The sequence below is a fragment of the Paenibacillus sp. FW126-R14 genome, assembly GCF_058789495.1.
In genome coordinates, this window is sequence record NZ_JBYTBS010000050.1 from 1 (window position 1) to 25,820 (window position 25,820).

A 25,820-nucleotide genomic window follows, 5' to 3' on the forward strand; every position below is an offset into this window, starting at 1 on the left:
TTAAAATTTTCAAAAAATTAAGGAATTGTAAAGGAAATAGCGAGAAAAATCGGTTTACATTCAAACAAATATGTCATATAGTTTAATTATGATCAAATGTAAAATTGATAATTATCAAAAGTTTGAAAATTTTCCATTCATGAGATTTTTTAGCAAGTAAACGTTCTCAATAAGGGGTGAGAAATATAAAAAGAAGCCGCTATCAATAGGCTTTTGGCGAGGCGCTTTGATAGACGGCTATGGCGGCATCTTTTGTCAAGGCTTTTTTGCCATGTAAAAGAGGGCCTTCCTTAACTTACCAAATTTCGGTCAATATTGCAATTACTTGAATTTCAAAAAAAGGAATTTGTGAGGAGGAAGTAAGATTGCTACATATACTAGCAAAGAATAAGAAATGGTACAGCCTTGCGCTATCGATTCTTTTATTTATTACGATGATTCTTCCAACTGGTTTCATTGTAAATGTACCGAAGGCTCAAGCGGCTGCCCCAAGTAAGTCTAATCATGTTGTCATTAGTCAGGTCTTCATCGGCAACAGCACAAGTATTTATAAAAACAGGTTCGTTGAACTATACAATCCGACCAATAGTGCGGTAGACGTAAGCACATGGTCGTTGCAGAATACATCAGCGACAGGTGCTTTCTCTACAATAACCAAATTAACGGGATCGATCCCTGCCAATGGCTATTATCTGATTCAATGTACGGCTCAATCCAACACAGTGGGATTGGATCTGCAAAATCCTGATGTTATTGTCTCTGGCAGCGTCAATTTTGGTGCTGCTGGAGCAAAGCTTGCAATTGCTTCAAAACAGACCGCGATAAGCGGCAGTTCGGATGCTGCTGTCGTTGATTTCATCGGCTATGGAACGGCAACGGACTCATGGGGGACAGTTGCTATCGCTAATCCCAATGTTTCGACAATGTCTTATTTCCGTCTAACTAACACAGGTTTGCAACCTGATGTATCTGGTGATGGAAACGGTTGGGATTCTAAAAACAACAAGAATGATTTTGTTTTTGAATCGCCAAATCCAAGAAACTCTTCCTACCCAACAAGTACAGTTGACTTGGGAAGTACAACAATAAGCGCGCTCCAAAAAGTAGATGCTAATGGGTTGACAACAAATTTAGGGAAATCAGCTACAATTACCGGTGTAGTGACCGCTGAGAACAAAGTGCTTGGAACAGAAAACACCAATTTCTACATTCAAGATTCCAGCGGCGGAATTAATGTCATCGGTTTAAATAATCCTTCTATAACCATCACGAAGGGTCATAACCTGCAAATTTCCGGACGTGTTGCATTCACTAAAGGCCAAGCACGTTTTATAGCAAACAGCATTACGGACTTGGGAACTGCTACTGCTCCTGTCCCGAAAACCATTCAAATTACGGACTTAACTTCTTTTAATTCAGCAGAGCCTTTAGAAGGAAGTTTAACTAAATTCTACGGGAAAGTAACAGCTGTTACTAAATTAGGTTCAGACTACAATGTAACGGTGGCTGATGCTCAAGACAAAACAGCCATTGTAAAAGTTCTGGGAATAACCGGAATTGACCCGAGTAATGAGCTGGTTTTGAACTCATTTTATACATTTACAGGTATCGTTGGGCAATCTCAAGTTACTTCTCCGTATACAACCGGCTATTATTTGTTGATTAGAAACCTCGCCGATATTAGAGGCGAAGTCACTGTAACGCATACCCCACTCGCCAAAGGGATTCCGGATGTCGATCTTCCTTTCTCGGCGGTTGTCAAAAATGCGGACACCGTTACCTTGTATTACAAAGCTGTCGGGGATGCGTCCTATAAATCGATTGCTATGAATGCCGCAGACGCTGTGAATTACAATGGCTCGATCCCGGCAGCGAGTGTTCCTATTCCAACCTTCGTTTATTATATTGAGGCAAAAGGGGACAAAACCGTATCTGTCGGTCCTTACACAGTCGAAGTAGGTGCAGATACCGAAGGCCCGACATTCTCCAATGCGCTTCCTGCTATCGGAGATACAATAGAAACTAAGCATCCTGAAATCTCTGTTTCTATGTTTGATTTGAGCGGCGTAAATAAAGCAAGTGCCAAAATCACAATCGGCAGCAAAGATTTCACGAATCAAGCGACTATCACAGAAGATCAAATCAGACTTAATTTGACTACAGCGGATGATTTACCGGAAGGTCCTAACACCATTACAGTTGAAGCAAAAGATAAAGTTGGCAATTTATCAACTTATTCTTGGACATTCACGGTAGCCCAAAGATTTACAGGCGGTAATCATTATCGCGGGACAACGCACAACCATACGAATATTTCACATGATGCTTCCGGCAGCCCGGAAGATGCGTTGAAAGCTTCGCAAAATTATAATTATGACTTTTTTGCTTTCTCTGACCACTCACACGATATTGATTCTTCTCTGGTCAATAAGGATACTGTTGATCACAAGGGCATGCCAGAGCGTGCAGGCGGTTCGGATTGGCAATTAACCAAAGATTTGGCGAAGCAGTATACGCAAGACGGTAAATTTGTCGTGTTCCCGGCGTTTGAAATGACTTCGACCACTTGGGGACATTCTAACGTTTTCGGTACAACTGATTTTATCGATCGTATGCAAGACGGGGGCAAATATCAGAATCTGCAAAATTACTATGCATGGGTTCTGACTTACGATAATATCGTTGCCCAGTTTAATCATCCGGCGATGTCTGCCAATGCTTTCGATAATTTTATTCCTTACGATAAAAAAGTAGATAAACTCTTCACCATGCTTGAAGTAGGAAATGGCTCCGGTCACTACGGATATGCGAATGCGGAAGATAAACTGTTCAGTGCGCTGGACTTGGGATGGCATGTGGCGCCGACTTATGGCGAAGACAATCATGACGCTACTTGGGGACAAACGAAAAAACGTACAGTGATCGTGTCCAAAGATCTAACACAAGAGTCTTTACTTGACTCTATGCGTAAAATGCGCGTTTATTTCAGTGAAGATCCAAATGCGCAATTGGATGTTTCGGCAAGCGGTTGGTATATGGGTTCCATTACTGACACAAAAACATTGCAATTCGATATCAATGTTAGCGATCCTGTCTCGGAAAGTAGCAGCGATCCGAAATACAGCTATCTGAAGACAGCGTCTAACGATAACATTGAAAAAATTGAAATTGTCAGCAATGGCGGCAGAGTTGTGGATACCATTAGTCCGTCTGGATCGAAAACGTCATATAATTGGAAACCAACAGTGAATGTCGTGGGCGGTCAACAATGGTTTGTTGTACGTGTTACGCAAAAAGACGGGGATCGCATTTATTCTGCTCCAATTTGGTCTCCAACAGATGATCTGTATGTTAAGGTTAGCAGCGTGACTGCGTCGGAAGGATCGATTACCGGAGCGGTTCCAACTACGCTAACGGCTAGCATCAGCAATCTTGGTGTTATCAATGTTAGCAATCTAAACGCAAGTTTTTACTATGATTCTGTAGATATCGGAAATAAAATCGGTGAAGCCGTTATTAGCGAGCTTCAGACGAATAAGTCCGCTACGGCACAAGTGACTTGGGCTAACCCGATTGCAGGGAATCATAAGATCATTGTCGTGCTTACAGCAGGTGATGGAAATAATATCGGAGAAAATAAATTTGAACAAGCCTTTACGATCAAGCCTCCACTGGGAATCAAGGTACTGATTGACTCCACGCATCAAAATGAGAATACATCGACAGATACAGGCAAATATGCAAACAATTTGACGACGTTTACTTCAATGATGCGCAAAGAAGGCTATACAATCTCTGAGAATACGACAGCCATAACTTCTGCTTCATTAGCAGGCACTAAGATTCTTATGCTTACCCATCCAGCTACTTCGTATACAACGACAGAGATTAACGCAATCAAAGACTTTATTACTACTGGCGGCGGATCTGTTTTCGTATCAGAAAAAAGCAATGGGACGGCACTCAATAATTTATTATCAGGTGTAGGATCAACTGTATTATTCAATGGCGATACGATTTATGATGATTCAAGAGCGGGTAATTTCTGGGCTACAATTACAGGAAATGAATACGCGGTAAGAGCACATCCGGTTCCTCTGAGCAATTATTTAACTGATTTTGTTTCAGTGATGGATTTTTACAGTGGTACGAGTCTTGCTCGTAATAACGCTGGAGCAAGAGCGGCACTTGCGGATACCAACAATGTTTCCATATTGGTTCGTGGTAACGAAGCAACGTTCCAGCAGAGTGCACCATCAGGGGGCTTCTCCTATAAGGTGGGGTCAGGAAGCACAGGAGGCTCGCAAATTCCTCTAGTGGCGGCTGAGCAGATCGGCAACGGCAGACTTTTCATTGCGGGTATGAATATCTTTAATGACAATCAGCTGAAGGTGAGTACGGACCCTAATGATAACGGGGACTTTGCCCTTAACGCGATGAAATGGCTGGGTCACCTGGATACCAAAGTTACTGCGATCGGCGATGCGCGCAAACTTGCTCCCGATACGGAAGTTGTTGTTCAAGGTAAAGTAACTTCCGGAGCCGGTGTGTTCTACGATGCCGTTTATGTACAGGATGATACTGGCGGTATCATGGCTTTCAGTGAAATTCCGGAAGGATCTTTGAAAGTCGGAGACACGATAAGAGCTTACGGTCATATCAAAATTTTTGAGAACAACTTTGAGCTTGAGTTTGATAAATTTGCTAACAGCATTGTGAAAATAAGTTCGGGCTCGCCAATACAACCCAAATCTTTATCTACGAAAAATGCAACTTTAGATGAAAATATGGGACAATTGGTCAAAGTCTTCGGGCAAGTTACAGCGATCCCTGATGACAGCTCCTACGTCATAGATGACGGTTCAGGCGGTGTGCTTGTATTCGTAGACGGTTATATTGCAAGCCAAAGCGGAGTGCCGATACCGAAACTTAAAATTGGGGACAAGCTCTCGGCGATTGGTCTATCCGGAGCATTCTCCGAAGGTACCCGGATTCGGGTACGCGATACTAGAGAATTGATTAAAACCGATGCTCTCGTCCCGGTAACGGGCGTTCAGCTGGATAAAAATTCAGCGACAGTATCGCCAGGCGATCCGGATATTACGCTTACAGCTGGTGTAGTGCCGGCAAATGCAACGATTACGACTGTTATTTGGAGTTCGAGCAATGAGGCTATTGCCAAGGTAAATAACGGCGTCGTTTCTATCGTGGGTCTTGGAACGGCAACGATTAGTGCTGAGACGCTCGATGGAGGTTTCAAGGCATCGGCTGTCATCAATGTCATACCGTTGAAACCGAACGTTAGAGCCGATATTGGCGCGAAAGTGATTGTCGGTATCGATTCGACTATGGAATACAATATCGATGGATTGGGCTGGAATCCTTATGTGGCCTCCTCACCTCCTAATCTTAGCGGCGAGCATAATGTTCAGGTCCGTGTTAAAGCGACTGGCAGTGTGCTTGCAGGTCAAATCAAGGATTTATATTTCAGTACGGCTGCTCCTGTGTTAACCGGTTTTACTTGGGCGGCAGGCAGTACATTGGGAACTAAAGCTACAGCAGTTCCAGCTGGTACGTTGAAATATGCGGTTGGCGCAGCGAATGCCTTGTATCAACCTGCAATTGGAGAATTAGCTTCTGACTATACGAAACCGTTAGTCGTTAATACAGATATTTTCGCTAATCCAAGCCAACATATCTTCATTGTATCTGTTGACGGATCCAATAAAATTACCGGATGGGCCGATATTACAGTATCCAGTACAGTGACTCCGGCTACTGTGGCGAAATGGGATTTTACGGGTTCAACAGCGCTTGCTACGGATGGGATTTCAGCAAATAAAGGAATTAAGTCAGTAGCTGTAGTCGGTGCAGGTGGAAGCAGCTTTACCTTTACGGCAAGTGGAGGAGTTGGCAGTTCGGCTGCCGTAACAGCGGCAGATTGGACACCAGTTCCGTCTTACTGGACAGCTTCCTTAGTGACAACTGGATATTCCTATATTCAGGTATCATCTAGACAATATAGTTCAGGTACTGGGCCTAGAGATTTCAAATTGCAATACAGTTTGGACGGCTCAATCTGGTCTGATGTACAGAATGGATCCATTGTTGTTGGAAATGCATCATGGACTACGGGCGGAGTGTTAAGCAACGCTACACTTCCTGCAGCAGCAAACAATCAATCCAATGTTCTTCTTAGATGGATCGTAACATCAACGTCTTCAACAAACGGTTCTACAATAGCAACCGGCGGGACGAATAGACTGGATGACGTTGTTATTACAGGTATTCCATTAACAGCTGCGCCGAACGTAAGCGCAGACGATGTAAGTAAAACAATAATCGGCATTAACGGATCCATGGAGTACAATATCAGCAACTCAGGTTGGGTAGCTTACAACTCGGCAACTCCACCTATGCTGGACGGTAATTTCACAGTTCAGGTTCGTGTGAGTGCAGTTGGAGATGTCATGCCAGGACTTAGCAAAACGTTGACCTTTACAGGCAATGCACAAGTGCCGGCAGCTCCTAACGTAACGGCCGACGATGTGAACAACAAAATAATTGGTATTGACGCAACGATGGAATACAGCATTGACGGCGGAGCGTGGACAACATACAACGCGGCTGCGGCTCCGAACTTAAGCGGCAATCATACCGTGCAAGTACGTGTGAAAGCCAACGGAGCAGTACCAGCGGGTCAATCTACGGTTCTTACGTTTACGGATAATACGATTGCTGTAACAGGAGTGACTCTCACGCCAAGTACACTGGCTCTTACTGTTGGGGGCACTCAAACCATTACCGCAACAATTGCACCTGCAAACGCGACGAACCAAGCGGTAACATGGTCGTCGAATAATGCAACTGTGGCGGCTGTAGATAACACGGGTAAAGTGACAGCTGCAGGTGTTGGAACAGCAACGATCACAGTAACGACAGTAGATGGCGGCAAAATAGCAACCATGGTTGTAACCGTAACAGCAGCAGGAGTTAATGTAACAGGAGTGACTCTCACACCAAGTACACTGGCCCTATTTGTTGGAGACACTCAAACGCTAGCTGCAACGGTAGCTCCGATGAATGCGACGAATAAAGCTGTAACATGGAAATCAAATAATCCGAACGTAGTCCTTGTTGATGGCAGTGGTCAAGTAACGGCAGCAGGCGCCGGAACAGCAACCATTACGGTAACGACTGTAGATGGCGGCAAAACAGCAACAAGTGATGTAACAGTGTCTAGCAGATTGGATACCATTAATCCGACACTAACTGGAACCAACCGTGTTCTCGTTGGCGATACATTCGATCTGGCTTATGGCTTATCGAATGTAACAAGCAATGTGTATGCCCAGGATATAACATTCACTTATGATCCGACACAAGTTGAATTCGTATCAGCCAGTGCGATAAATAATGAATTCGAGATTGCAAGTCAACAAGAGAAACCAGGGCAAATTCGTTTCATTGCTACCATCATAGGCGCAGCCAATGTAAGAAATGGCGATTTGATGAAGCTGCGCTGGAAAGTGAAGCCGTCGATCACGCAAGATACGACAGCAATAATCACCCTCTCCAATCTGGTGCTTACTGAAGGAGATTTCGGAGAAACCCAAGTGGCGGGCGTTTCCCACAGCGTACAAATATCGGTCATCGTCGATAAGGCTGCACTAAACGCATTAATCGCAGACGCTCAGACAAAGCTTGCCGGTGCTGAGGAAGGAACCAAAATCGGACAATACCCGGCAGGTACGAAGACAGCCCTGGGTACAGCGATTAACAGCGCTCAAGCTGTTTCAGACAATCCATCCGCTGCGCAGTCTGTGATCGACCAAGCTGTTGCCGCGCTGAATACGGCATTGCTTACATTTACGTCATCGGTCATTATCCCTGAGCCAGGAGATTTGAACGGAGACGGTAAAATCAGCATAGCAGACTTAGGTATCGCAGGAAGGTACTATGGCAAAACATCTGCTGATCCAAACTGGAACACCTACAAAAAAGCAGATATAAACAATGACGGAAAAGTAGATATTCAGGATATTGCAATTATTGCTAGAAAAATTATTTCCGGCAAATAATTACGCTAAGCTAAATTCCGGACTTTGGGGGAGGGCGGATATGCCTTCCTCCAAAGCCTTTAAAGAAAGGAATGCCTTACTATGATGCATATACGTAAACTGCTTTCATGCAGTACAGTAGTAACGCTTCTCGTATTTTTGCTGCTTCCGCAATTTGCTTTCGCGGCTGATGTATCTTTTGCCCTTAACGTCTCAAATGACAAACCTACTGTAGATGATCGAATAACTGTTGAAGTTACGGGCAGCAATCTTCTTGATGTGCATGCTTACGAAGTTTACCTTGACTATGATCCTAGTCTTTTGCAGTTTGTTAGCGGTTCGAGGAAAGATTCTGGCTTGAGCTATTTTACAGATGCAGCTGAAGCGAAAGGTCGAGTTAAACTTGCACATACAGAAGTAAATGAAGATTTTGAAGAAAGTAAAACTTTGGCTTTAGGCACTTTTACCTTTCAAGCTTTGAATAAAGGAACGGCTTCGGTTCAACTAACAAGTGTCGATATTTCCAATAATAAGGATCAGGAGACATCATACACTGTAAACATTAGTAAGTCAGTTGACATCGCTGCTAAGTCAAATTCTGTTCCTCCTCCTCCTAGTGGTGGCGGTGGTCCTATAGGCCCAGTAAACCAAGATGTCGATGGTAAACATGTCGTAACGGCTGAGGAAATGGGCAAGCCGGCAGTAAACGGCAAAGTGATCGTTTCCGTGTCGGCAGACGTGAAGCAGGTTGCGCTGCCTTCTAATAGCGCCCAACTGCTCGGTCAAAATCAGCTTGAAATTCAATCGGATAAATTAACCTTAGATATACCTGTTGCCTTAATTAAGCAGTTAACGGATGGACTATCCGCGGATGCACTGAAAGACAGCACGATCTCATTGAAATTCGAGCCGTTACCGGCTGCTGCCGCGAAGGATGTTATCGCTAAAGGACAAGCTGAATCTCAAGCGGATATTAAGCTTGCCGGCGATGTTTACGACTTTTCGCTATCTCTCACGAAGTCAGATGGTTCAACAATCGCGAGCCTGTCGAAATTCAACGAGCCTATTACGATTCATTTGAAAGTTGACGCTTCGATAAATCCGAAATTAGCCGGAATTTACTACATTGCCGATGACGGCAAGCTCGAATTCATCGGCGGGCAATACAGCAATGGAGAAATGACTGCGCAAATCAGTCACTTCAGCAAGTACGCTGTACTTGAAGTGACGAAAGCATTCACGGATGTTCCGAACGGACATTGGGCTGCTGACGTCATCAAGATACTTGCGGCAAAACAAATTGTAAACGGAACGAGCGCAACGACGTTTGAGCCAGGACGCAGCGTAACGCGTGCTGAGTTTACATCGCTGCTAGTCAGAGCTTTGAAGATTACCGGAACCGGACAGCTTTCATTTACGGATGTACACGCAACCGATTGGTATGCGGAAACAATTGCTAGCGCGGTAAAAGCAGGTGTAGTGAATGGCAAGAGCGAAACTATCTTTGATCCAAACGCGCAAATAACGCGTGAGGAAATGGTTACGATGATGATGCGCGCATACGCCACTGTCCATGGCAGTCAAGCTGCGGGCAATACGGGTACATCGTTCACCGATGAAGAGGAAGTTTCGTCTTGGGCACTTCAGTTTGTGAATCAAGCGGCTGCGCTTCATCTGGTGCAAGGGCGCTCCGTGGGTGTATTCGATCCGAAAGGCATTACAACACGTGCCGAAGCAGCTCAGGTCATTTACAACGTTTTATCGAACTAAAAAGCTCATTCAAGAGTAGAACAGACAGAATGCCATTCGCAAGAATGGCATTCTCATGCTTACAAATCAATTATTTAATGGAGGAATATCATGTTCCGGTCTAAACCTTCACTTCGTCTAGCCTTGTCGTTGCTGCTTGCATTGTTTCTGTTCGCTCTACCCTTCAAGCAAATGGTTGAAGCCCACGCGTATAGCGCTGCTTACACGACACTTACGCTAACGAAAACGGAAACAGAGATGACTTATGCGTTAGATGAGTTATCTGTTATCGAGCTGGTCGGAGGCGACACCAACAATAACCATATGATTGAGCAGGAAGAATTCGATGCGATGAAAGATAAGATCGAAGCGATGGTTAAGAAAAGTGTCACTTTGAAAATTAACGATCAACCGAAAGAATGGACGAAAGTGGAAAGCTTTGTTCTTGATCGCAAAGGTGACGCAACGAAAGTGATACTCAAGGTGTTGTATCCTCCTATGTCCGAAACGGATTCCATTTCATTGACGGACGTGCAGTATGTTAATGATTCAAAAACCAATTACGTCAACTTGCTGGCCATCGTATACGGACCTCAAAAGACTACCGCTGCATTATCCGGTAAAGACCGCAGTTGGCTTATGCAGATGACGGCTGATGAATACTCAACTTTGTATCAAGATCTTGGACAAGCAGGTAATTCTGTAGAGAATCATAATCAGCAGCAAGACAATGCAGCTGCGAATTCGCAAGAAAACTCAGGATGGCTTTCGTTTTTCAAACTTGGGATGAATCATATTTTAACCGGATACGATCATCTGCTTTTCTTATTTTCGCTCCTGATTGCCAGACAAACATTTAAACAATATGCAACGATGATTACGGCTTTTACGGTTGCACACAGCATGACGTTAACTTTAACGGTACTTGGTATCATTAATGTGCCTGCTTATATTGTCGAACCTGCCATTGCGCTTAGCATTTGCTATGTCGCTCTGGATAACATGCTTCGCAAAAATGTCAGCCACCGCTGGGTGTTGACTTTCTTATTTGGTTTGATTCACGGTATGGGCTTCGCCGATATTATGAAGGAAATGGTCATTCCGAAAAATGAATTAGCGGTTGATTTAATCAGCTTTAATCTGGGGATTGAGGCTGTGCAAATTTCGATTGTCGCTATATTATTACCGCTCTTGTATTACTTCCATCGTTGGAAACTATCGAGACGGGCCGTTATCGCGGCATCCGGCGTCGTGCTTGTGTTAGGCGGGATTTGGCTGGTAGAAAGGCTCTTCGCGTAATTATAAACAGGATTCATATTCAGAATAAGAGTAGGGGGAAGTTCCTTGCAGAATACGATAGTGCAGAAAAAAACCATGTGGAACAGCAATATGCTCGCCGGCCTTTGTCTGGCTTTTATTGCGCTATTATACTTCTTCTCTACAACGGCGCCAGGATCTGTTTTAAACAATCCGAAGCTGCAAATTTTCAAAACGATGTTTATCAGCATTATTTTGGAAGCCATGCCGTTTATTTTGATCGGCGTGATCATTTCAGCCGTGCTTCAAGTGTTTGTCTCTGATCAGGCGATCCAAAGAATCATTCCCAAAAATCCGATTTTGGGGATCATTACCGCCAGTATTTTAGGAATTATTTTCCCGATTTGCGAATGCGGAATGGTTCCTGCAATTCGCAAGCTGATTGAAAAAGGGATGCCTTTGTATGTAGCCACAACGTTCATTCTGGTTGGACCGATTTTAAACCCGATTGTTTTCTGGTCGACTTTTGTTGCTTTCCGTTCCCATCCCGAAATTACGTATTCGCGTATGGGATTAGCGTTCGTCGTAGCTTTGATCGTTGGATTGATCGTGTATAAATTCGTGAACCCGGATCAGCTGAAAGTGAAAGAGTCCGCAGAGCCGAAGCCGGTGAAGAAGACGCTAAAAACGTTAAACAATCATGGAGCTGATCATCACCATCATAACCATGATCATGATCATCATGGCCATCACCACCATCAACCGAAAACGAATAAATGGGTTGAAATGATGGGCCACACCGTGCTCGAGTTTTTCGATATGGGCAAATTTTTACTGTTTGGTGCGCTGCTTGTGGGTCTGCTGCAGACGTTTGTGTCCAGAGATAGTCTCGTTGCGCTCGGACATGGGCAGGGAAGCGCCAATTTATTAATGATGGGCCTTGGATTTATTTTATCTCTTTGCTCTACTTCCGATGCTTTTGTCGCACAATCTTTCCTGACGACCTTCTCGAAAGGCTCGCTTGTTGCTTTCATGGTTTTCGGACCGATGCTGAATTTAAAAGGGCTTTTGATGATGTCGGCTGTCTTCAAGAAAAAATTTATTGTTTTGCTTAGCGTACTTGTCATTATTTTTGTATATGGGGGCACACTGCTCCTGGAAGGATTTATTTTAAAATAATGCCTGTCTTCACGATCTTAGCCTGGAGGATGAGCTTCCTATGGTAAAAATAAATGCCGCCGTCATACACAACTTTTTAAGAGCGTTTATATTGCTTGGTTTTGCGGCTTTAATTGTGTATTTAGAGGTATCGGGAGAGATCCTTCTGTATGTAACGCCGAAACTCACGATCTATTTGGATATCGCCGCAGGAGGGCTTCTTATTGTTGGCGGTTTTCAGTTGTACATTTCGATCGTTTCCCTGAAAAGACCAGTCATCGTATGCGATTGCAATCATGACCACGATCACGGACACAGTCACGAACTTCCGACTTCATTGGGCAAAAACATCATTCTGTACAGTTTATTTCTCCTTCCTCTAGTGTTTGGGGCCGTGCTGCCGAATACCGCGCTTGCCGGTTCCTTGGCGCAAAAGAAAGGGATGAATCTGGGGGGCGTTTCACTTAATCAAAGTACCGCTCCGGCCGATTTGGTTGAACTGGATGGCAATGAAGATCCCGCATTGAAAGAAAAATTTAAAACTTCGATCTATAACCGCGACTATGCGAAGCTCGGCATGCTGCTTTATCAGCAGGATCAAATTGAAATGAAAGACCAATGGTACATCGAAAAATTACAGGCGATGAATACGTTTGTAGACAATTTCCAGAGCAAGCCAATAAAAATTACAGGGTTCGTTTACCGTGAAGACGGCATGCCTGATTCGCAGTTCATCATCGGAAGATTAGGCATGACGCATTGTATTGCGGATATTTCGCCGTACGGCATTATCGCGGAATCGGCTCAAGCAGGTCAGTATGCCAATGATTCTTGGATTACAGTGACCGGAACCATTGATCAAACCACGTATCACGGGCAAAAGGTCATGAAAATCATGATCGATAAAATTGATAAAGCGACAGCGCCGAGTGTGCCTTACGTTTATCCGGATTGGGATTTCGCGGCTAAACTGTAAGTTTAATTTTTGGACTGAAGGGGTGATTGGATGCTGTTGAATGTTGGAAGCTTAGTGATTATCGCACTATACACAGGTTATAATATTTTCTATTTATTTCGAATGAGAGATAAGCTGAAGGGGACGATGGGCTCCCTATTCGCCATGCTGATTGCGTTTATCGCAAGCGTAGCTTTTGGTTTGGTAGCGGCGCAAGCTTATCAAGCGAATATTTGGCTTTCTATCGCACTAGCGGCTCTGTTTGCCGTCGTATCGGGCTTTATTTCAGGTAAACCGAAAGGCTTGCAGGCTGCCATCAACGGTGTTTTGATTGCATTTCTAGGCGGCATGGCAGGAGAGCTGTTAGGCGTTATGCTAATGGTTTCGAATAAGGTTATTGTTGCTTCCGATACCGTATTTCTCATCTTTATGTTTCTTACGCAGAAATGGATGGAATGGCAATCAAACCGTGTTGAGCAAAAGGCCAAGCCGGCCAAAGGCGCTAAAAATAAAGCCAAGCCTGCAGCCACATCCTACAAAGGCACCATTGTCCTTGCGGCGATCGTCGTTGTCTTCGGGGGCGGTGTTTTGCTGCAAAAAAATCATATTCAAATTGGGACCATTGGCCAACCTCAAAGCCAGGTTGCTGTTGTCGATGAAAAAAATGATCTTCAGATTGCCAACATTCAGGTTAGCCGTTCGGGCTTAAGTCCGAAAAATACGGAATTCAAGCCGAAGCAAATGATTAAAGCGATTGTCAATGTGAATGCGAACGCGGGAACAGGCTTGAAACTAAAGTCGCCTGTGCTGGGCATTGATGCTAATTTAAATCCAGGCGACAATGTATTCCTGATGAATAATCCGCAGCCCGGTATCTATGAGTACACCGTGGAACCAGGCGGGTTTAAAGGTACTTTCACTGTGAAATAAGTGAAACAGGGACGACGAGTCCCTGTGCCTCGCTGGAGGGGCGCTGCAGGGCGCTATTTTGGTAAGAAGATCTCTTTGCGTGAGGAAGAGGGAACTAGGGGCCGTTATTTCGCCATTTGCTCAAGAGTGTTGGGTTATTTGGGTGAAATAAGACCTTGTAGTTCCCCTAGGACGCCTGCAATCCCGCTTTTCGCTGAAATAGAGCCCTGTAGTTCCCTGTGATGGACGTTGGTCTTTGTCCTCGCTAACGGGGAACGGACAGAGTGGCCTTTATTCGTTGGAAAAGGGCCAATTCGAGCATGTAACGGACAGCAGTGCTGTTGTTTGCACACATGGGGCTGATTTCGCCTCGGAATCGGCAAATAAGGGCTGTGGTGTCTTTTAGCAGAAAGGTCACGACGTTTCTCGCGAAGATAACGGCCGCTGTGTCCGAATCAGGGATGAGGAATGCCGGAATGAGAACCAAATTGGGGTAAGAGATGCGAAGGCAGCAAACGGGATGGAGAAGCGATAGCCTCGGTATTTGAAACGGTCGTAATCCTTTCCCCAATCCCCTCAGCACGCTCCAACGTACGAGTTTAGAAAAGAACCTAGCCACAGGCTAGGTTCTTTTTTTGCATTTGTTCAAATGTAAAGTGATTAATATAACGAAATTTCAGGAAAACGGCCGCTTTATTTCGGTTTATCCAGAATGGTAGCGCTTATAATAATTGTAAGCGATATCTTTTATTAAAATAATGTAATCTTTAGTATTTACATATGTTCATAGGTGTCATATAATGAGTTTGTGAAACAATGTTAATTATTAATTTTTCTTTATTTCAACATTCTAATAAGGAGGAGCTAATAACTAGAAATTGTAAGCGCTGTAATTTATGAAGGTTTCAAAGTTTGCATCACTGATTGAACTGACCAATAGAGAGGGGCTTAACGAAATGAGTATGAAGAAAAAAAGCTGGGTTATGTCTATGGCAAGCGTTGTTATGATTTCATTGTTTGTGACAGCATGTGGAGGCAACACAACTAGCAATACAGCTTCAACTGCGGCACCGGCAGCAGACAAAGCAGCGGCAACACCGGCAGCAGCGGGCAAAAAAAGCAGCACAACCGTCGGGATGGTTACCGATATCGGTGGCGTTAACGACAACTCTTTTAACCAAAGCGCTTGGGAAGGCCTGAAAGCATTCGAAAGCCAATCAGGCGGCAAGGTTGATTACCTGCAAAGCCAAAGCGATGCTGATTATGTAACAAACTTGAATCAATTTGTTAAGAACAAACGCAGCTTGATCTGGGGTATCGGCTTCATGATGGGTGATGCGATGAAGCAAGTCGCAGATGCCAATAAAGATTCGAAATTCGCTATTATTGATGCCGTCGTAGATGCGCCAAACGTTGAATCCGTAACTTTTAAAGAAAATGAAGGATCTTACCTGGTTGGGGTAGTTGCCGGCTTAATGACGAAAACGAACAAAATCGGATTTGTCGGCGGTGCGGAAATTCCGGTTATCAAACGCTTTGAGGTTGGTTTCGTAGCTGGTGTGAAAGCGGTTAATCCGAATGCGAAGGTTGTTATTAACTACACGGGCGCATTCAATGCACCTGACCAAGGTAAAGCGGCTGCTGCAACGATCTACAACGATGGCGCGGACATCATTTTCCATGCTGCCGGATCTACAGGCGACGGCGTGTTTAACGAAGCTATCGAGCGTAAGAAAAAGAACAAAGACATCTGGGTTATCGGCGTAGACAAAGATCAATCCACAACGTTCGGTAATGATGTGACATTGACTTCCATGATGAAACGTGTAAATGAAGCGGTTATTCGAGTATCTACGGATCTGGATAAAAACAATTTCCAAGGCGGTAAAGTTCAAGATCTGGGTCTTGCTGAGAATGCAGTAGGCCTGCCAGAGAAAAATCCGAACATCCCTGCGGATATTTTGAAGAAAGTTCATGAGTATGAAGTGAAAATTGTTAACAAAGAAATTAAAGTCCCTACGGCTCAATAATCAGTTCTTATCTCCTGACAAGGCTAGTTGTATTCCTAAACTAGCCTTGTCACTCACATTAAAGTAAGCAAATGAAATGGGTGATATTCATATGCGGAAAGATCAAACTGTTGTTGAGATGCGCGGTATAACGAAGAGATTTCCCGGCATTGTAGCCAACGACTCTATCAGTTTCCAAGTGAAAAAGGGGGAAATTCATGCACTGCTTGGCGAGAACGGTGCAGGAAAGTCAACCTTGATGAACATTCTTTTCGGGCTCTATGAGCCTGATGAAGGCGAGATCTGGATTAATGAGCAGAAAGTAGATATTAAAGATCCGAAAAAAGCTATTGAACTGGGAATCGGCATGATTCATCAGCATTTCATGCTCGTTGAACCTTATAGCGTCGTTCAGAATATCATTCTAGGCACGGAGCCTACCAAAGGCGTTACGATCGACTACGCCCAAGCTGTTCGCAAAGTCGAGGAATTGTCAGCCAAGTATGGTCTGCAGGTAGAGCCGCATCAACTGATCAAAGATATTTCAGTGGGCATGCAGCAGCGCGTGGAGATATTGAAAACGCTTTACCGCGGGGCTGACATTTTGATTTTCGATGAACCGACAGCAGTATTAACCCCTCAAGAGATTAAAGAGTTGATGCAGATCATGCGCAGCTTGGTGAACGAGGGCAAGACGATCATTCTTATTACACATAAGCTGAAAGAAATTATGGCTGTCTGCAGTGGAGTTACGATTATCCGTCGAGGGAAAGTCATCGACAGTGTGACGGTCAAGGACACATCGCCGGATGAGTTGGCGGCAAAAATGGTAGGACGGAAAGTAAGCTTTTCCGTTGAGAAGCAGGATGCGAATCCAAGCGATTCATTCTTGAAGTTATCGAATGTCGAAGCTTTGGATAACCGGGGAATTCTGGCTTTGAAAAGCTTATCCTTCGAGCTTAAAAAGGGAGAAATTCTGGGCATTGCCGGCGTTGAAGGCAACGGTCAGAGAGAATTGATTGAAGTCATCACCGGATTAAGACGTGTGGAATCCGGAGAAATTCTAATTAAAGACAAGCCGATTCATAACTTAAAGCCGCGCCAAATCTCGGAATCGAAGGTTGGCTACATCCCAGAGGATCGTCACAAAACGGGTCTTGTGCTTGATTTTACGGTAAGTGAAAACATGGTGCTCAAAAACTATTTTTACCCTGAATACAATAAAAACCTGTTTCTTAACTATGACAAAATCAATCATCATGCAGTAGATCTGATCTCCGAGTATGATGTGCGCACACCTAGTGAAACAACGCCAGCAAGAGCGCTTTCAGGAGGTAATCAGCAAAAAGTGATTATAGCTCGGGAAGTCGATAGCGATCCCGATTTATTAATAGCTACGCAACCAACTCGGGGGCTTGATGTGGGAGCTATCGAGTTCATTCATAAAAAGCTGATTGAGCAAAGGGATAAAGGGAAAGCGGTGCTGCTGTACTCGCTGGAGCTGGATGAAATTATGAATTTGTCGGATCGCATCGCTGTCATGTATGAGGGGCGTATTGTTGGTATTGTCGATCCGAAAAAGACTAGCGAGCAGGAGATCGGTTTAATGATGTCAGGCAGCAAGTCGGGACAAGGAGAGGAGAGCGCATGAGCAGGGTCATCAAATGGTTATTTAAAGAATCCTCATTAATTTCTCTTATCTCCATTCTCCTAGGGTTACTTTTCGGAGCCATCATTATGATCGTCGGAAACTACAATCCTATCCAAGCATATGGAGCCTTATTCAATAAGTCATTCGGAGATTTGAACAGTATCGGCGAAGTCATTCGTCAAATCACACCGCTGATTTTTACCGGATTGTCGGTAGCTTTTGCTTTCCGTACAGGCCTTTTCAACATCGGCGCTGAAGGACAATTCATCATGGGCTCGCTTGCTGCAAGTTTTGTCGGCATTCAGCTGCACATGCCTTGGTACTTGCACATTCCTTTGGCGATCATCGCGGGAGGATTGCTCGGAGGCTTATGGGGATCTATCGCCGGTTATCTGAAAGCGGTACGCGGCGTACACGAAGTAATTACAACAATCATGCTGAACTGGATTGCCCTTTATTTATCTAATTTTTTCGTAAAAACGTTCCTGCTAGAAAAAGGGCAAATGAGATCGAAATTTGTCGATAAAAGCGCTTGGCTCTCCTCGCAGGGTTTGTCGGAAATGTTCGGAAATTCAAGAATTCATTATGGCATTGTCATTGCCCTTACATTGGCCGTTTTGTTTTATGTCCTTCTATGGAAGACGAAACAAGGTTTCGAGCTGCGGGCCGTAGGCTTTAATCCCGAAGCATCGCAGTACGCCGGTATCAGCGTCAACAAAAATATCATTAAGGCAATGTTTATCAGCGGTATTTTTGCGGGAATCGGCGGTGTATGTGAAGTATTGGGCGTATTTCATTATCAATCGGTCAACACGGCATTCCCGGGATACGGCATGATGGGGATCGCTGTTGCATTAATCGGCAGAAATACACCGCTAGGCGCTATTCTGGGTGCGATTCTCTTAGGGGTTCTAACCTTCGGAGCATCTGGCATGAAGTTCGGCGCAGGCGTGCCGGAAGAATTGGTGAACATTGTCATCGCGCTTATTATATTCTTCGTTGCAGCAAGCGGCATCGTAAAGTGGTTGTTGAAGTTATTTGCAAAAAGAAATAAGGAAGTGAGTAACCGTGCAAATCCTACAATTAGCAAGTGAATTGACGCACACAACCATCGTCTTCGCGACTGCACTGATCTTTGCTTCTCTCGGAGGCTTGTTTTCCGAAAGAGCGGGCGTCGTGAATATCGCTTTGGAAGGTATGATGACAGTGGGGGCCTTCACTGCAGCTATCATCACTTATTTTGCAGAAACGCAGTGGGGCGGCGGGGCATGGTCGCCATGGATTGGCTTTCTGGCTGCCATTATTGTAGGAATGCTGTTCTCTCTGCCACATGCGGTTGCTTCCGTGACTTTCAAAGCGGAGCAAGTCGTCAGCGGCGTAGCGCTCAACTTCTTGGCTATAGGGCTTTCGATCTACCTGTGCAAAGTATTGCTGAACGGTTCTGCACAAACGCCTACGCTAAAGCATGTTTTCTCGAAGTGGGATATTCCTTGGCTCTCTAAGATTCCATATCTGGGCCATGCGCTCTTTAGTGCTTATCCAACCAGCTACCTGGCTTTTATTCTCATCGCAATTGCGGCCTTCGTTCTTTATAAAACGCCATTCGGTTTGCGGCTTCGCGCCGTAGGCGAGCATCCCAAAGCAGCGGACTCGCTTGCGATCAATGTATCGAGAATGCGTTACATGGCCGTTATGGCGAGCGGAGCGTTAGCCGCGATGGGCGGTGCGGTTGTTACTCTTACAACGACGAGCAACTTCTCGCACAATACGATATCCGGTCAAGGTTATATTGCACTGGCAGCATTGATTTTTGGAAAATGGAGACCGATATCCGGATTGTTCGCCGCCTTGTTCTTCGGGGTTGCTTCCGCACTCAAATCGGTTTTCCAAGTATATGGGATTACAGACTACATTCCTGTCGATTTCATTTATATTTTCCCTTATGCATTAACGATTCTCATCCTTGCAGGATTCGTCGGTCGAGCGGTTGCTCCGGCAGCCCTTGGGAAACCATATGAGAAAGGACAGAGGTGAAAGCTATGTACGATGAGTTAATCGAAGCGGCAAGGGAAGCAAGATTAAAAGCCTATACACCGTACTCGGGTTTTAAAGTGGGAGCGGCGATTAGGACGAAAAGCGGCGCGATCATCTCTGGCTGCAATGTGGAAAATGCATCTTATGGCTTATGCAACTGTGCGGAGAGAACGACACTCTTTAAAGCGTACTCAGAGGGTGTAACGGAATTCGAAGCCATAGCCGTTATTGCAGATTCCGAAGGTCCTGTCTCCCCATGCGGAGCGTGCCGCCAAGTGATGTTGGAGTTGTGCGAAGGTTCGATGCCTGTAGTTCTAACGAATTTAAAAGATGACAGGTATGTAACGACAGTGGATGGACTGCTTCCATTCGGATTCAAAATGCAGCAAGAATAAATCTCATAAGATAGCAGGGGATCATCATGAAAGAAGTTATTCTCGCGTTTGCAGCGGGAGCATTTGTAGGCGTTGTATTCAAGTATATTCGTCTTCCGCTGCCTGCCCCGCCAGTGTTTTCAGCGGTGATGGGTGTAATGGGCGTATATGTCGGAGGCAAGCTGGTAGAATGGCTGCACCGGGTTATTTCGTAAAAAGATTGTCTTTTTTACAGATTCTCCTTATAATTATATTGAAATTATGTTAAATAGTGATGAGCAATATTTCAGTACAATTGTAAGGGCGGAGACCAATGGGTGGAGAAAAACTTGATAAAATCATTGATGCAGCCAGAATGTACTATCAGTTGGACTATAGCCAACAGGACATTGCTAAGCATCTAGGGGTATCTCGCCCCACAGTCTCGAGGTTTTTGCAGCAAGCAAAAGCGGATGGCATTGTCCAAATCAAGATTATGGACCCAACGGAAAACAATGAGAATTTAGCCTCTCAATTAGAAGAACAATTTAAGCTGCAGAAGGTCATTGTTGTTTCGGTTCCTCAGTACGAGGAGTCCATCGTCAAGAAATATTTGGGCGAGGCTGCGGCGGAATTTTTGTATGAAGTTGTCAAAGACGGAGATACCATTGCGACTTCATGGGGAACAACATTATATGAAGTAGCCGTTAGACTGCAGAACAAGCATGTGAAAGATGTGGCTGTTGTTCAGTTGAACGGCGGTGTCAGCTATTCGGAGTATAATACGTACGCTTCGGAAATTATTCATCTTTTCGGCGGGGCGTATAACACAAATCCACATCTCTTGCCGCTGCCGGCTATCGTCGATCATACCGTTGTTAAACAGGCTATAGAGGCTGACCGGCATATTCGTAAAATTCTTGATATGGGCAAGCGGGCCAATATTGCGGTGTACACGGTGGGAGTTCCCTCGGAAGACTCTGTTTTGATGAAAGCTAATTATTTCTCCACTACGGATTTGGAAGTTATTCATGAGAAGGGCGTTGGAGACATATGTTCCAGATTCATTGATCTGGAGGGCGCGATTTGCAGCGAAGAGTTGGACCGCCGCACGATCGGCATCGATTTGGTGGAGTTGAGAAAGAAGGAAAGGTCTGTCCTCGTGGCCGGTGGCGTGAAGAAAGTGGATGCGATTTACGGCGCTATTCGTGGAAAATACACCAATACGCTGATTACCGATCAATTTACGGCCAAGTACTTGCTTGAATATAAGGCCTGATTGGAGAAAGTATCATGACGGAAGAAGAGTTGGCCGAGATGATCGGTCAGATGGTGAAAGATACCTTGGAACAAATGAATTCGCAGCCCTGTATTCCCATCGGTGTATCCAATCGGCATATTCACTTATCGCCGGAAGCCGTTGAGCGGCTTTTCGGTTCGAAAGATGCCTTGACGCAAATGAAAGAATTGTCTCAACCGGGACAGTTCGCCTGCAACGAAACGGTCACATTAATCGGACCGAAAGGTACGATTGACCGCGTTCGCATCCTTGGTCCGGCACGGGGGGAAACCCAGGTCGAGATCTCGCTGTTTGATGGCTTCACCTTGGGAGTCAACCCGCCGATTCGCGATTCGGGGGATATCGAGGGTACGCCTGGCATCGTCATTCAAGGACCGAGAGGACAACTGACGATAAATAAAGGAGTCATTGCCGCCGCTCGTCATATCCATATGCATACTTCCGATGCTGCTCAGTTCGGAGTGAACAATGGAGATCGCGTCAAGATCCAGATTGAGGGTCCGCGCGGTATGACCTTGGACAATGTTCTGATCCGCGTATCCGAGAAATACCGTTTGGAAATGCATATCGATCTTGACGAGGCGAATGCAGGCCATATAAAAAACGGCCAAACCGGTATACTACTCAAGTAAGTTGTGAAGGAGAGAAACCATGAGCTTAGAGGAAACGGTTTCCAGAATCGTTCGCGAAGTCGTGACTGAGCTTCTTCTAAAGAAAGACAAGCCTGCCGCTGCGGCCGTTCGCCATTCCGTTATGATCGTTGTTGCGGACGAACGCCATGCTGCGGAAGTGAAGCAGTTGATCTCTGACATTTCGGCAAGCGCCCGGGTTATCGTAGCTTACTGCGGGGATGCGCCGCTACCCGTATATGAATCGGCACCCGATTCCAGCTATGAGCAAATTGTACTTACCGGAAGCGACAGATCACGTTGGTCCGAAGCTGTTCAGCAAGCGGACATCGTGGTGCTTCCCGTTCTTTCGATCGGTACGCTCGTCAAAATCGCTTCATTAATCGATGATGAACCATCGTCCGGCGTTATTGTGAATGCCCTGGTCAGCGGCAAAGAAGCTGTCGTATCCAGCAGTTATATGCTCCCGGCGGGGGTCGATAAACTGTCGGTTCCTCCAGCTATCCAAGACGCTGTTTCCGGCCATTTGCAGCTCCTTAGCAAGTACGGGGTTCATGTTGTATATATGAAGCATTTGGCTGCCAAAGTGACGAAGCTCAGTCTAACGCCGCGCAGCGCCAAAAGGCCGCTCATTCATGCGAAGCATGTGAGAGACTGGGTCAATGAAGGTGAAACGGAAATCTCCCTTTCCGCTAATGTGCTTATGACGCCGCTCGCGAAAGAAGAGGCGAAATTGCTCGGACTTACATGGCGTCAAAGTCAGGAGGGGAATACATGAACATTTGCCGGGTTATTGGCACCGTAGTTTCTACAACCAAAGATGAAAAACTTGTCGGCAAGAAGCTGCTGATTGTTGAGCCGGTCGATATGGTTACGCAAGCGACGGATGGCAAACCGTTTGTCGCCATCGATACTGTGCATGCGGGCAAAGGCGAAATTGTCATGACGGTAAGCGGAAGTTCGGCCAGACAAACGAAAATTACGCAAGGCGTACCTGTAGATGCAACGATCATCGCCATTGTCGATACCGTTGAGCTGCACGGCGAGATCACATTCAGTAAGAATGAAATGAGGTGAATGAATTGAGTATTTCTGAAGCAGATATCAGGGCGATCATCGCGCAAGTCATTAGTAATCTTCAGAATGAAACGGCCGCGCCGGATCCAGAAGCCGCTTATGCCGCTTACGAGCACGGAGTGTTCGCAACAGTCGATGAAGCGGTTAGCGCTGCAAGCCTTGCTTTTAAGAAATTCGCCATGCTATCCCTTGCTCAAAGGGAAACCATTATCCGCAAGATGCGGGAAACCAGTCTTGCTCATGCAGCCGAATTGGCGGAGATGGCTGTTAAGGAAACCGGTCTTGGAAGAGTGCAGGATAAACTTGCCAAAAACAAGCTTGCCGCCGAAAAAACGCCAGGCATCGAAGATTTATTTACACAATCATTCAGCGGCGACAACGGTTTGACCTTGCTCGAATGCTCGCCATTCGGCGTTATAGGCTCAATTACACCGACAACTAATCCTGCCGCGACGATTATTAACAATAGTATCTCGATGGTAACGGCAGGCAATGCAGTCGTGTACAACCCGCATCCAAGCGCCAAGAAAGTTTCCATCAAGGCCATGCAGCTGTTAAACCAAGCGATTGTTGACGCAGGCGGTCCGGAGAACATGCTCACCAGCGTTCTGCTGCCTACGCTCGATACGAGCGAACAATTGATGAAGCATCCGAACATTCAGGCGCTGGTCGTAACCGGCGGCGGAGCTGTCGTGAAAGCAGCGCTTACTTCAGGCAAGAAGGTCATCGCGGCGGGGCCGGGGAATCCTCCGGTTGTTGTCGATGAGACCGCAGATTTAAGCCAAGCCGGCAGAGATATCGTGCTGGGAGCAAGCTTCGATAATAACGTTCTATGTACAGCGGAGAAGGAAGTTTTCGTCGTTGAATCCGTGGCAAACGGTCTGAAAGCGGAGATGCTCAAGAACGGTGCCTATGAGTTAAAAGGATACCAGTTAACGAAGCTGCTGGACGTTATTTTAACGAAACATCCTGAGAAGGAGAAATATTTCCCCAACAAAGATTATGTAGGGAAAGACGCCAGCCTCATTTTGCAAGCGATTGGCATTCAAGCAGATGCATCTGTCAAACTCATTATCGCTGAGACACCGGAGAATCATCCGCTTGTGTATACTGAAATGCTAATGCCCGTTCTGCCGATTGTACGTGTTCCCAACGTGGATACGGCGATACAACACGCTGTCAAGGCTGAAAAGGGAAATCGTCATACGGCGGTCATGCATTCGCAGAATATCACCAATTTATCGAAAATGGCGAAGGCGCTTCAGGCTACGATTTTTGTCAAAAACGGTCCGTCTTATGCCGGTCTCGGCTTCGGCGGCGAGGGGTTTACGACTTTAACCATCGCTGGTCCTACTGGGGAAGGATTAACCTCCGCACGCACGTTCACTAGAAAACTCAGATCTGTGCTAGTGGCTAAGGAGACATAGAGTATGGCAAGAGCCGCAACATCTCGAAGAACTGTTCCTAGTGCCGTAAGAGCCGTAAGTAATCCAGCACAACCTATAAACCAACAAAACCAACATACAGGAGGAATAACGAATATGAAAGAAGCATTGGGCATGATCGAAACTAAAGGACTTGTAGGTGCAATTGAAGCTGCGGACGCTATGGTGAAAGCTGCAAACGTAACGCTGATCGGTAAAACACTTACAGGCGGAGGTCTAGTTGCTGTAATGGTTCGCGGCGACGTAGGAGCAGTTAAAGCCGCTACAGAAGCAGGTTCCGAAGCAGCACGCAGAGTAGGGGAAGTTGTTTCCGTACACGTAATTCCTAGACCGCACAACGATGTGGAAATCGTTCTTCCGCAATCCAAAACGGAGTAGTCGTAACCCATGGATAGCGCCCTAGAGAAGCATATAAGACAAGTAGTGCAGCAGGTCCTATCCTCCCTTGAGCTGACAGATATCGAGGAGCAGCCGCCCATTGGGCGCAGCAAGCCATTAATCGTTGCCAACTGGAAAATGAACATGACTTTGCAAGAAGCGAGGGAGTTTTTCAGCGGGCTGACCGATGCCCCTTACGAGCATTGTGAAGCTGTCATCTGTCCGCCTGCCCCGCTGCTATATCCGCTTAAGGAGCTCATGCAGCAAGCCGGGATTTCCTTAGGTGCACAAAATCTCCATGAGAAGCCCAAAGGGGCTCACACGGGAGAAGTGCATGGTGAACTGTTGTTCGAATTAGGCTGCAGTCATGTCATCATCGGCCATTCTGAACGCAGGGCAGCGGGAGAAACGGATGAGCAGGTAGCTGCGAAGGTGCAGCAAACCATTGGGAATTTGATGATTCCCATTGTGTGTGTTGGCGAAACGCAGCTACAGCGCGAGCTTGGTTTGACGAAAGAAGTCATTCGCACGCAAGTTGAATCTGCACTCGCCGGAGTGACGGAGGAGCGCAGTCCCTTCATCATTGCTTATGAGCCCGTATGGGCGATTGGGACCGGTAAAACAGCTCAACCTTCGGATGCTCAGGACATTCATCGGGAAATCAGACAGATGCTTGCCGAGAAGAAAGGTATTGGTTTTGCAAACAGGGTTCCGATCTTGTACGGTGGTTCGGTAAGTGCGAGCAACATCAAGGAGCTTTGTGCCAGAGAAGATATTGACGGGGCTCTCGTCGGAGGAGCCAGTCTGCAAGCACACTCTTTTGAAGCCATTCTGAAGGCGCTTAGGTAAGGAGTCG

At 45.7% G+C, this 25,820-nt stretch carries 19 protein-coding genes; all 19 read left to right on the forward strand.

Annotation, left to right across the window (positions count from 1 at the left end; translation table 11 throughout):
- The first annotated feature begins 365 nt into the window (after positions 1–365).
- The 19 genes from AC3WRW_RS25055 to tpiA all read left to right on the forward strand — a co-directional run bounded on the left by AC3WRW_RS25055 (position 366) and on the right by tpiA (position 25,813).
- Complete coding sequence (locus AC3WRW_RS25055; RefSeq protein ID WP_492548968.1) at positions 366–8,081, forward strand: DUF4073 domain-containing protein; 7,716 nt, start codon at positions 366–368, stop codon at positions 8,079–8,081.
- A gap of 81 nt (positions 8,082–8,162) precedes the next feature.
- Complete coding sequence (locus tag AC3WRW_RS25060; RefSeq protein WP_492548969.1) at positions 8,163–9,830, forward strand: S-layer homology domain-containing protein; 1,668 nt, start codon at positions 8,163–8,165, stop codon at positions 9,828–9,830.
- A 90-nt stretch (positions 9,831–9,920) separates the two neighbouring features.
- Positions 9,921–11,108, forward strand: a complete 1,188-nt coding sequence (locus AC3WRW_RS25065) for a HupE/UreJ family protein (protein ID WP_492548970.1) — start codon at positions 9,921–9,923, stop codon at positions 11,106–11,108.
- A gap of 45 nt (positions 11,109–11,153) precedes the next feature.
- Positions 11,154–12,245 (forward strand): permease, encoded by a 1,092-nt coding sequence (locus AC3WRW_RS25070; protein ID WP_492548971.1) that lies wholly within the window; start codon positions 11,154–11,156, stop codon positions 12,243–12,245.
- A 40-nt stretch (positions 12,246–12,285) separates the two neighbouring features.
- A complete protein-coding gene (locus AC3WRW_RS25075) occupies positions 12,286–13,200 on the forward strand; it encodes a TIGR03943 family putative permease subunit (RefSeq protein ID WP_492548972.1) in 915 nt (304 codons plus the stop codon).
- A gap of 30 nt (positions 13,201–13,230) precedes the next feature.
- Positions 13,231–14,109: a hypothetical protein gene (locus AC3WRW_RS25080; protein ID WP_492548973.1), complete on the forward strand. Its 879-nt coding sequence runs from the start codon at positions 13,231–13,233 to the stop codon at positions 14,107–14,109.
- A gap of 941 nt (positions 14,110–15,050) precedes the next feature.
- A complete protein-coding gene (locus AC3WRW_RS25085) occupies positions 15,051–16,118 on the forward strand; it encodes a BMP family lipoprotein (protein WP_492549008.1) in 1,068 nt (355 codons plus the stop codon).
- Between the two features lie 91 nt (positions 16,119–16,209).
- Positions 16,210–17,748, forward strand: a complete 1,539-nt coding sequence (locus tag AC3WRW_RS25090) for an ABC transporter ATP-binding protein (RefSeq protein WP_492548974.1) — start codon at positions 16,210–16,212, stop codon at positions 17,746–17,748.
- The gene (locus AC3WRW_RS25095) at positions 17,745–18,842 is read left to right on the forward strand and encodes an ABC transporter permease (protein ID WP_492548975.1); all 1,098 of its coding nucleotides are present in this window, start codon (positions 17,745–17,747) and stop codon (positions 18,840–18,842) included. Before AC3WRW_RS25090 ends, AC3WRW_RS25095 begins: the two co-directional genes overlap by 4 nt.
- The gene (locus tag AC3WRW_RS25100) at positions 18,817–19,782 is read left to right on the forward strand and encodes an ABC transporter permease (RefSeq protein ID WP_492548976.1); all 966 of its coding nucleotides are present in this window, start codon (positions 18,817–18,819) and stop codon (positions 19,780–19,782) included. The genes AC3WRW_RS25095 and AC3WRW_RS25100 overlap by 26 nt, the downstream gene beginning before the upstream one ends.
- Positions 19,783–19,787: 5 nt before the next feature.
- On the forward strand, positions 19,788–20,177 hold the full coding sequence (gene cdd / locus AC3WRW_RS25105) for a cytidine deaminase (protein ID WP_492548977.1): 390 nt from the start codon (positions 19,788–19,790) through the stop codon (positions 20,175–20,177).
- Positions 20,178–20,203: 26 nt separating this feature from the next.
- Positions 20,204–20,371, forward strand: coding sequence for a XapX domain-containing protein (locus AC3WRW_RS25110; protein ID WP_492548978.1), 168 nt, complete (start codon positions 20,204–20,206; stop codon positions 20,369–20,371).
- Between the two features lie 98 nt (positions 20,372–20,469).
- On the forward strand, positions 20,470–21,414 hold the full coding sequence (gene deoR / locus AC3WRW_RS25115) for a DNA-binding transcriptional repressor DeoR (RefSeq protein WP_492548979.1): 945 nt from the start codon (positions 20,470–20,472) through the stop codon (positions 21,412–21,414).
- A 14-nt stretch (positions 21,415–21,428) separates the two neighbouring features.
- Positions 21,429–22,067 (forward strand): phosphate propanoyltransferase, encoded by a 639-nt coding sequence (locus tag AC3WRW_RS25120; RefSeq protein WP_492548980.1) that lies wholly within the window; start codon positions 21,429–21,431, stop codon positions 22,065–22,067.
- Positions 22,068–22,086: 19 nt separating this feature from the next.
- Positions 22,087–22,842, forward strand: a complete 756-nt coding sequence (locus AC3WRW_RS25125) for a hypothetical protein (protein ID WP_492548981.1) — start codon at positions 22,087–22,089, stop codon at positions 22,840–22,842.
- Positions 22,839–23,141 carry a EutN/CcmL family microcompartment protein gene (locus tag AC3WRW_RS25130; RefSeq protein WP_171682686.1) on the forward strand — a complete coding sequence of 101 codons (303 nt, stop codon included), beginning with the start codon at positions 22,839–22,841 and terminating at the stop codon, positions 23,139–23,141. The genes AC3WRW_RS25125 and AC3WRW_RS25130 overlap by 4 nt, the downstream gene beginning before the upstream one ends.
- On the forward strand, positions 23,138–24,568 hold the full coding sequence (locus AC3WRW_RS25135) for an aldehyde dehydrogenase family protein (RefSeq protein ID WP_492548982.1): 1,431 nt from the start codon (positions 23,138–23,140) through the stop codon (positions 24,566–24,568). The genes AC3WRW_RS25130 and AC3WRW_RS25135 overlap by 4 nt, the downstream gene beginning before the upstream one ends.
- 114 nt (positions 24,569–24,682) lie before the next feature.
- A complete protein-coding gene (locus AC3WRW_RS25140) occupies positions 24,683–24,964 on the forward strand; it encodes a BMC domain-containing protein (protein ID WP_492548983.1) in 282 nt (93 codons plus the stop codon).
- Positions 24,965–24,973: 9 nt separating this feature from the next.
- Positions 24,974–25,813: a triose-phosphate isomerase gene (gene tpiA, locus AC3WRW_RS25145; protein ID WP_492548984.1), complete on the forward strand. Its 840-nt coding sequence runs from the start codon at positions 24,974–24,976 to the stop codon at positions 25,811–25,813.
- The last annotated feature ends 7 nt before the right edge of the window (positions 25,814–25,820 follow it).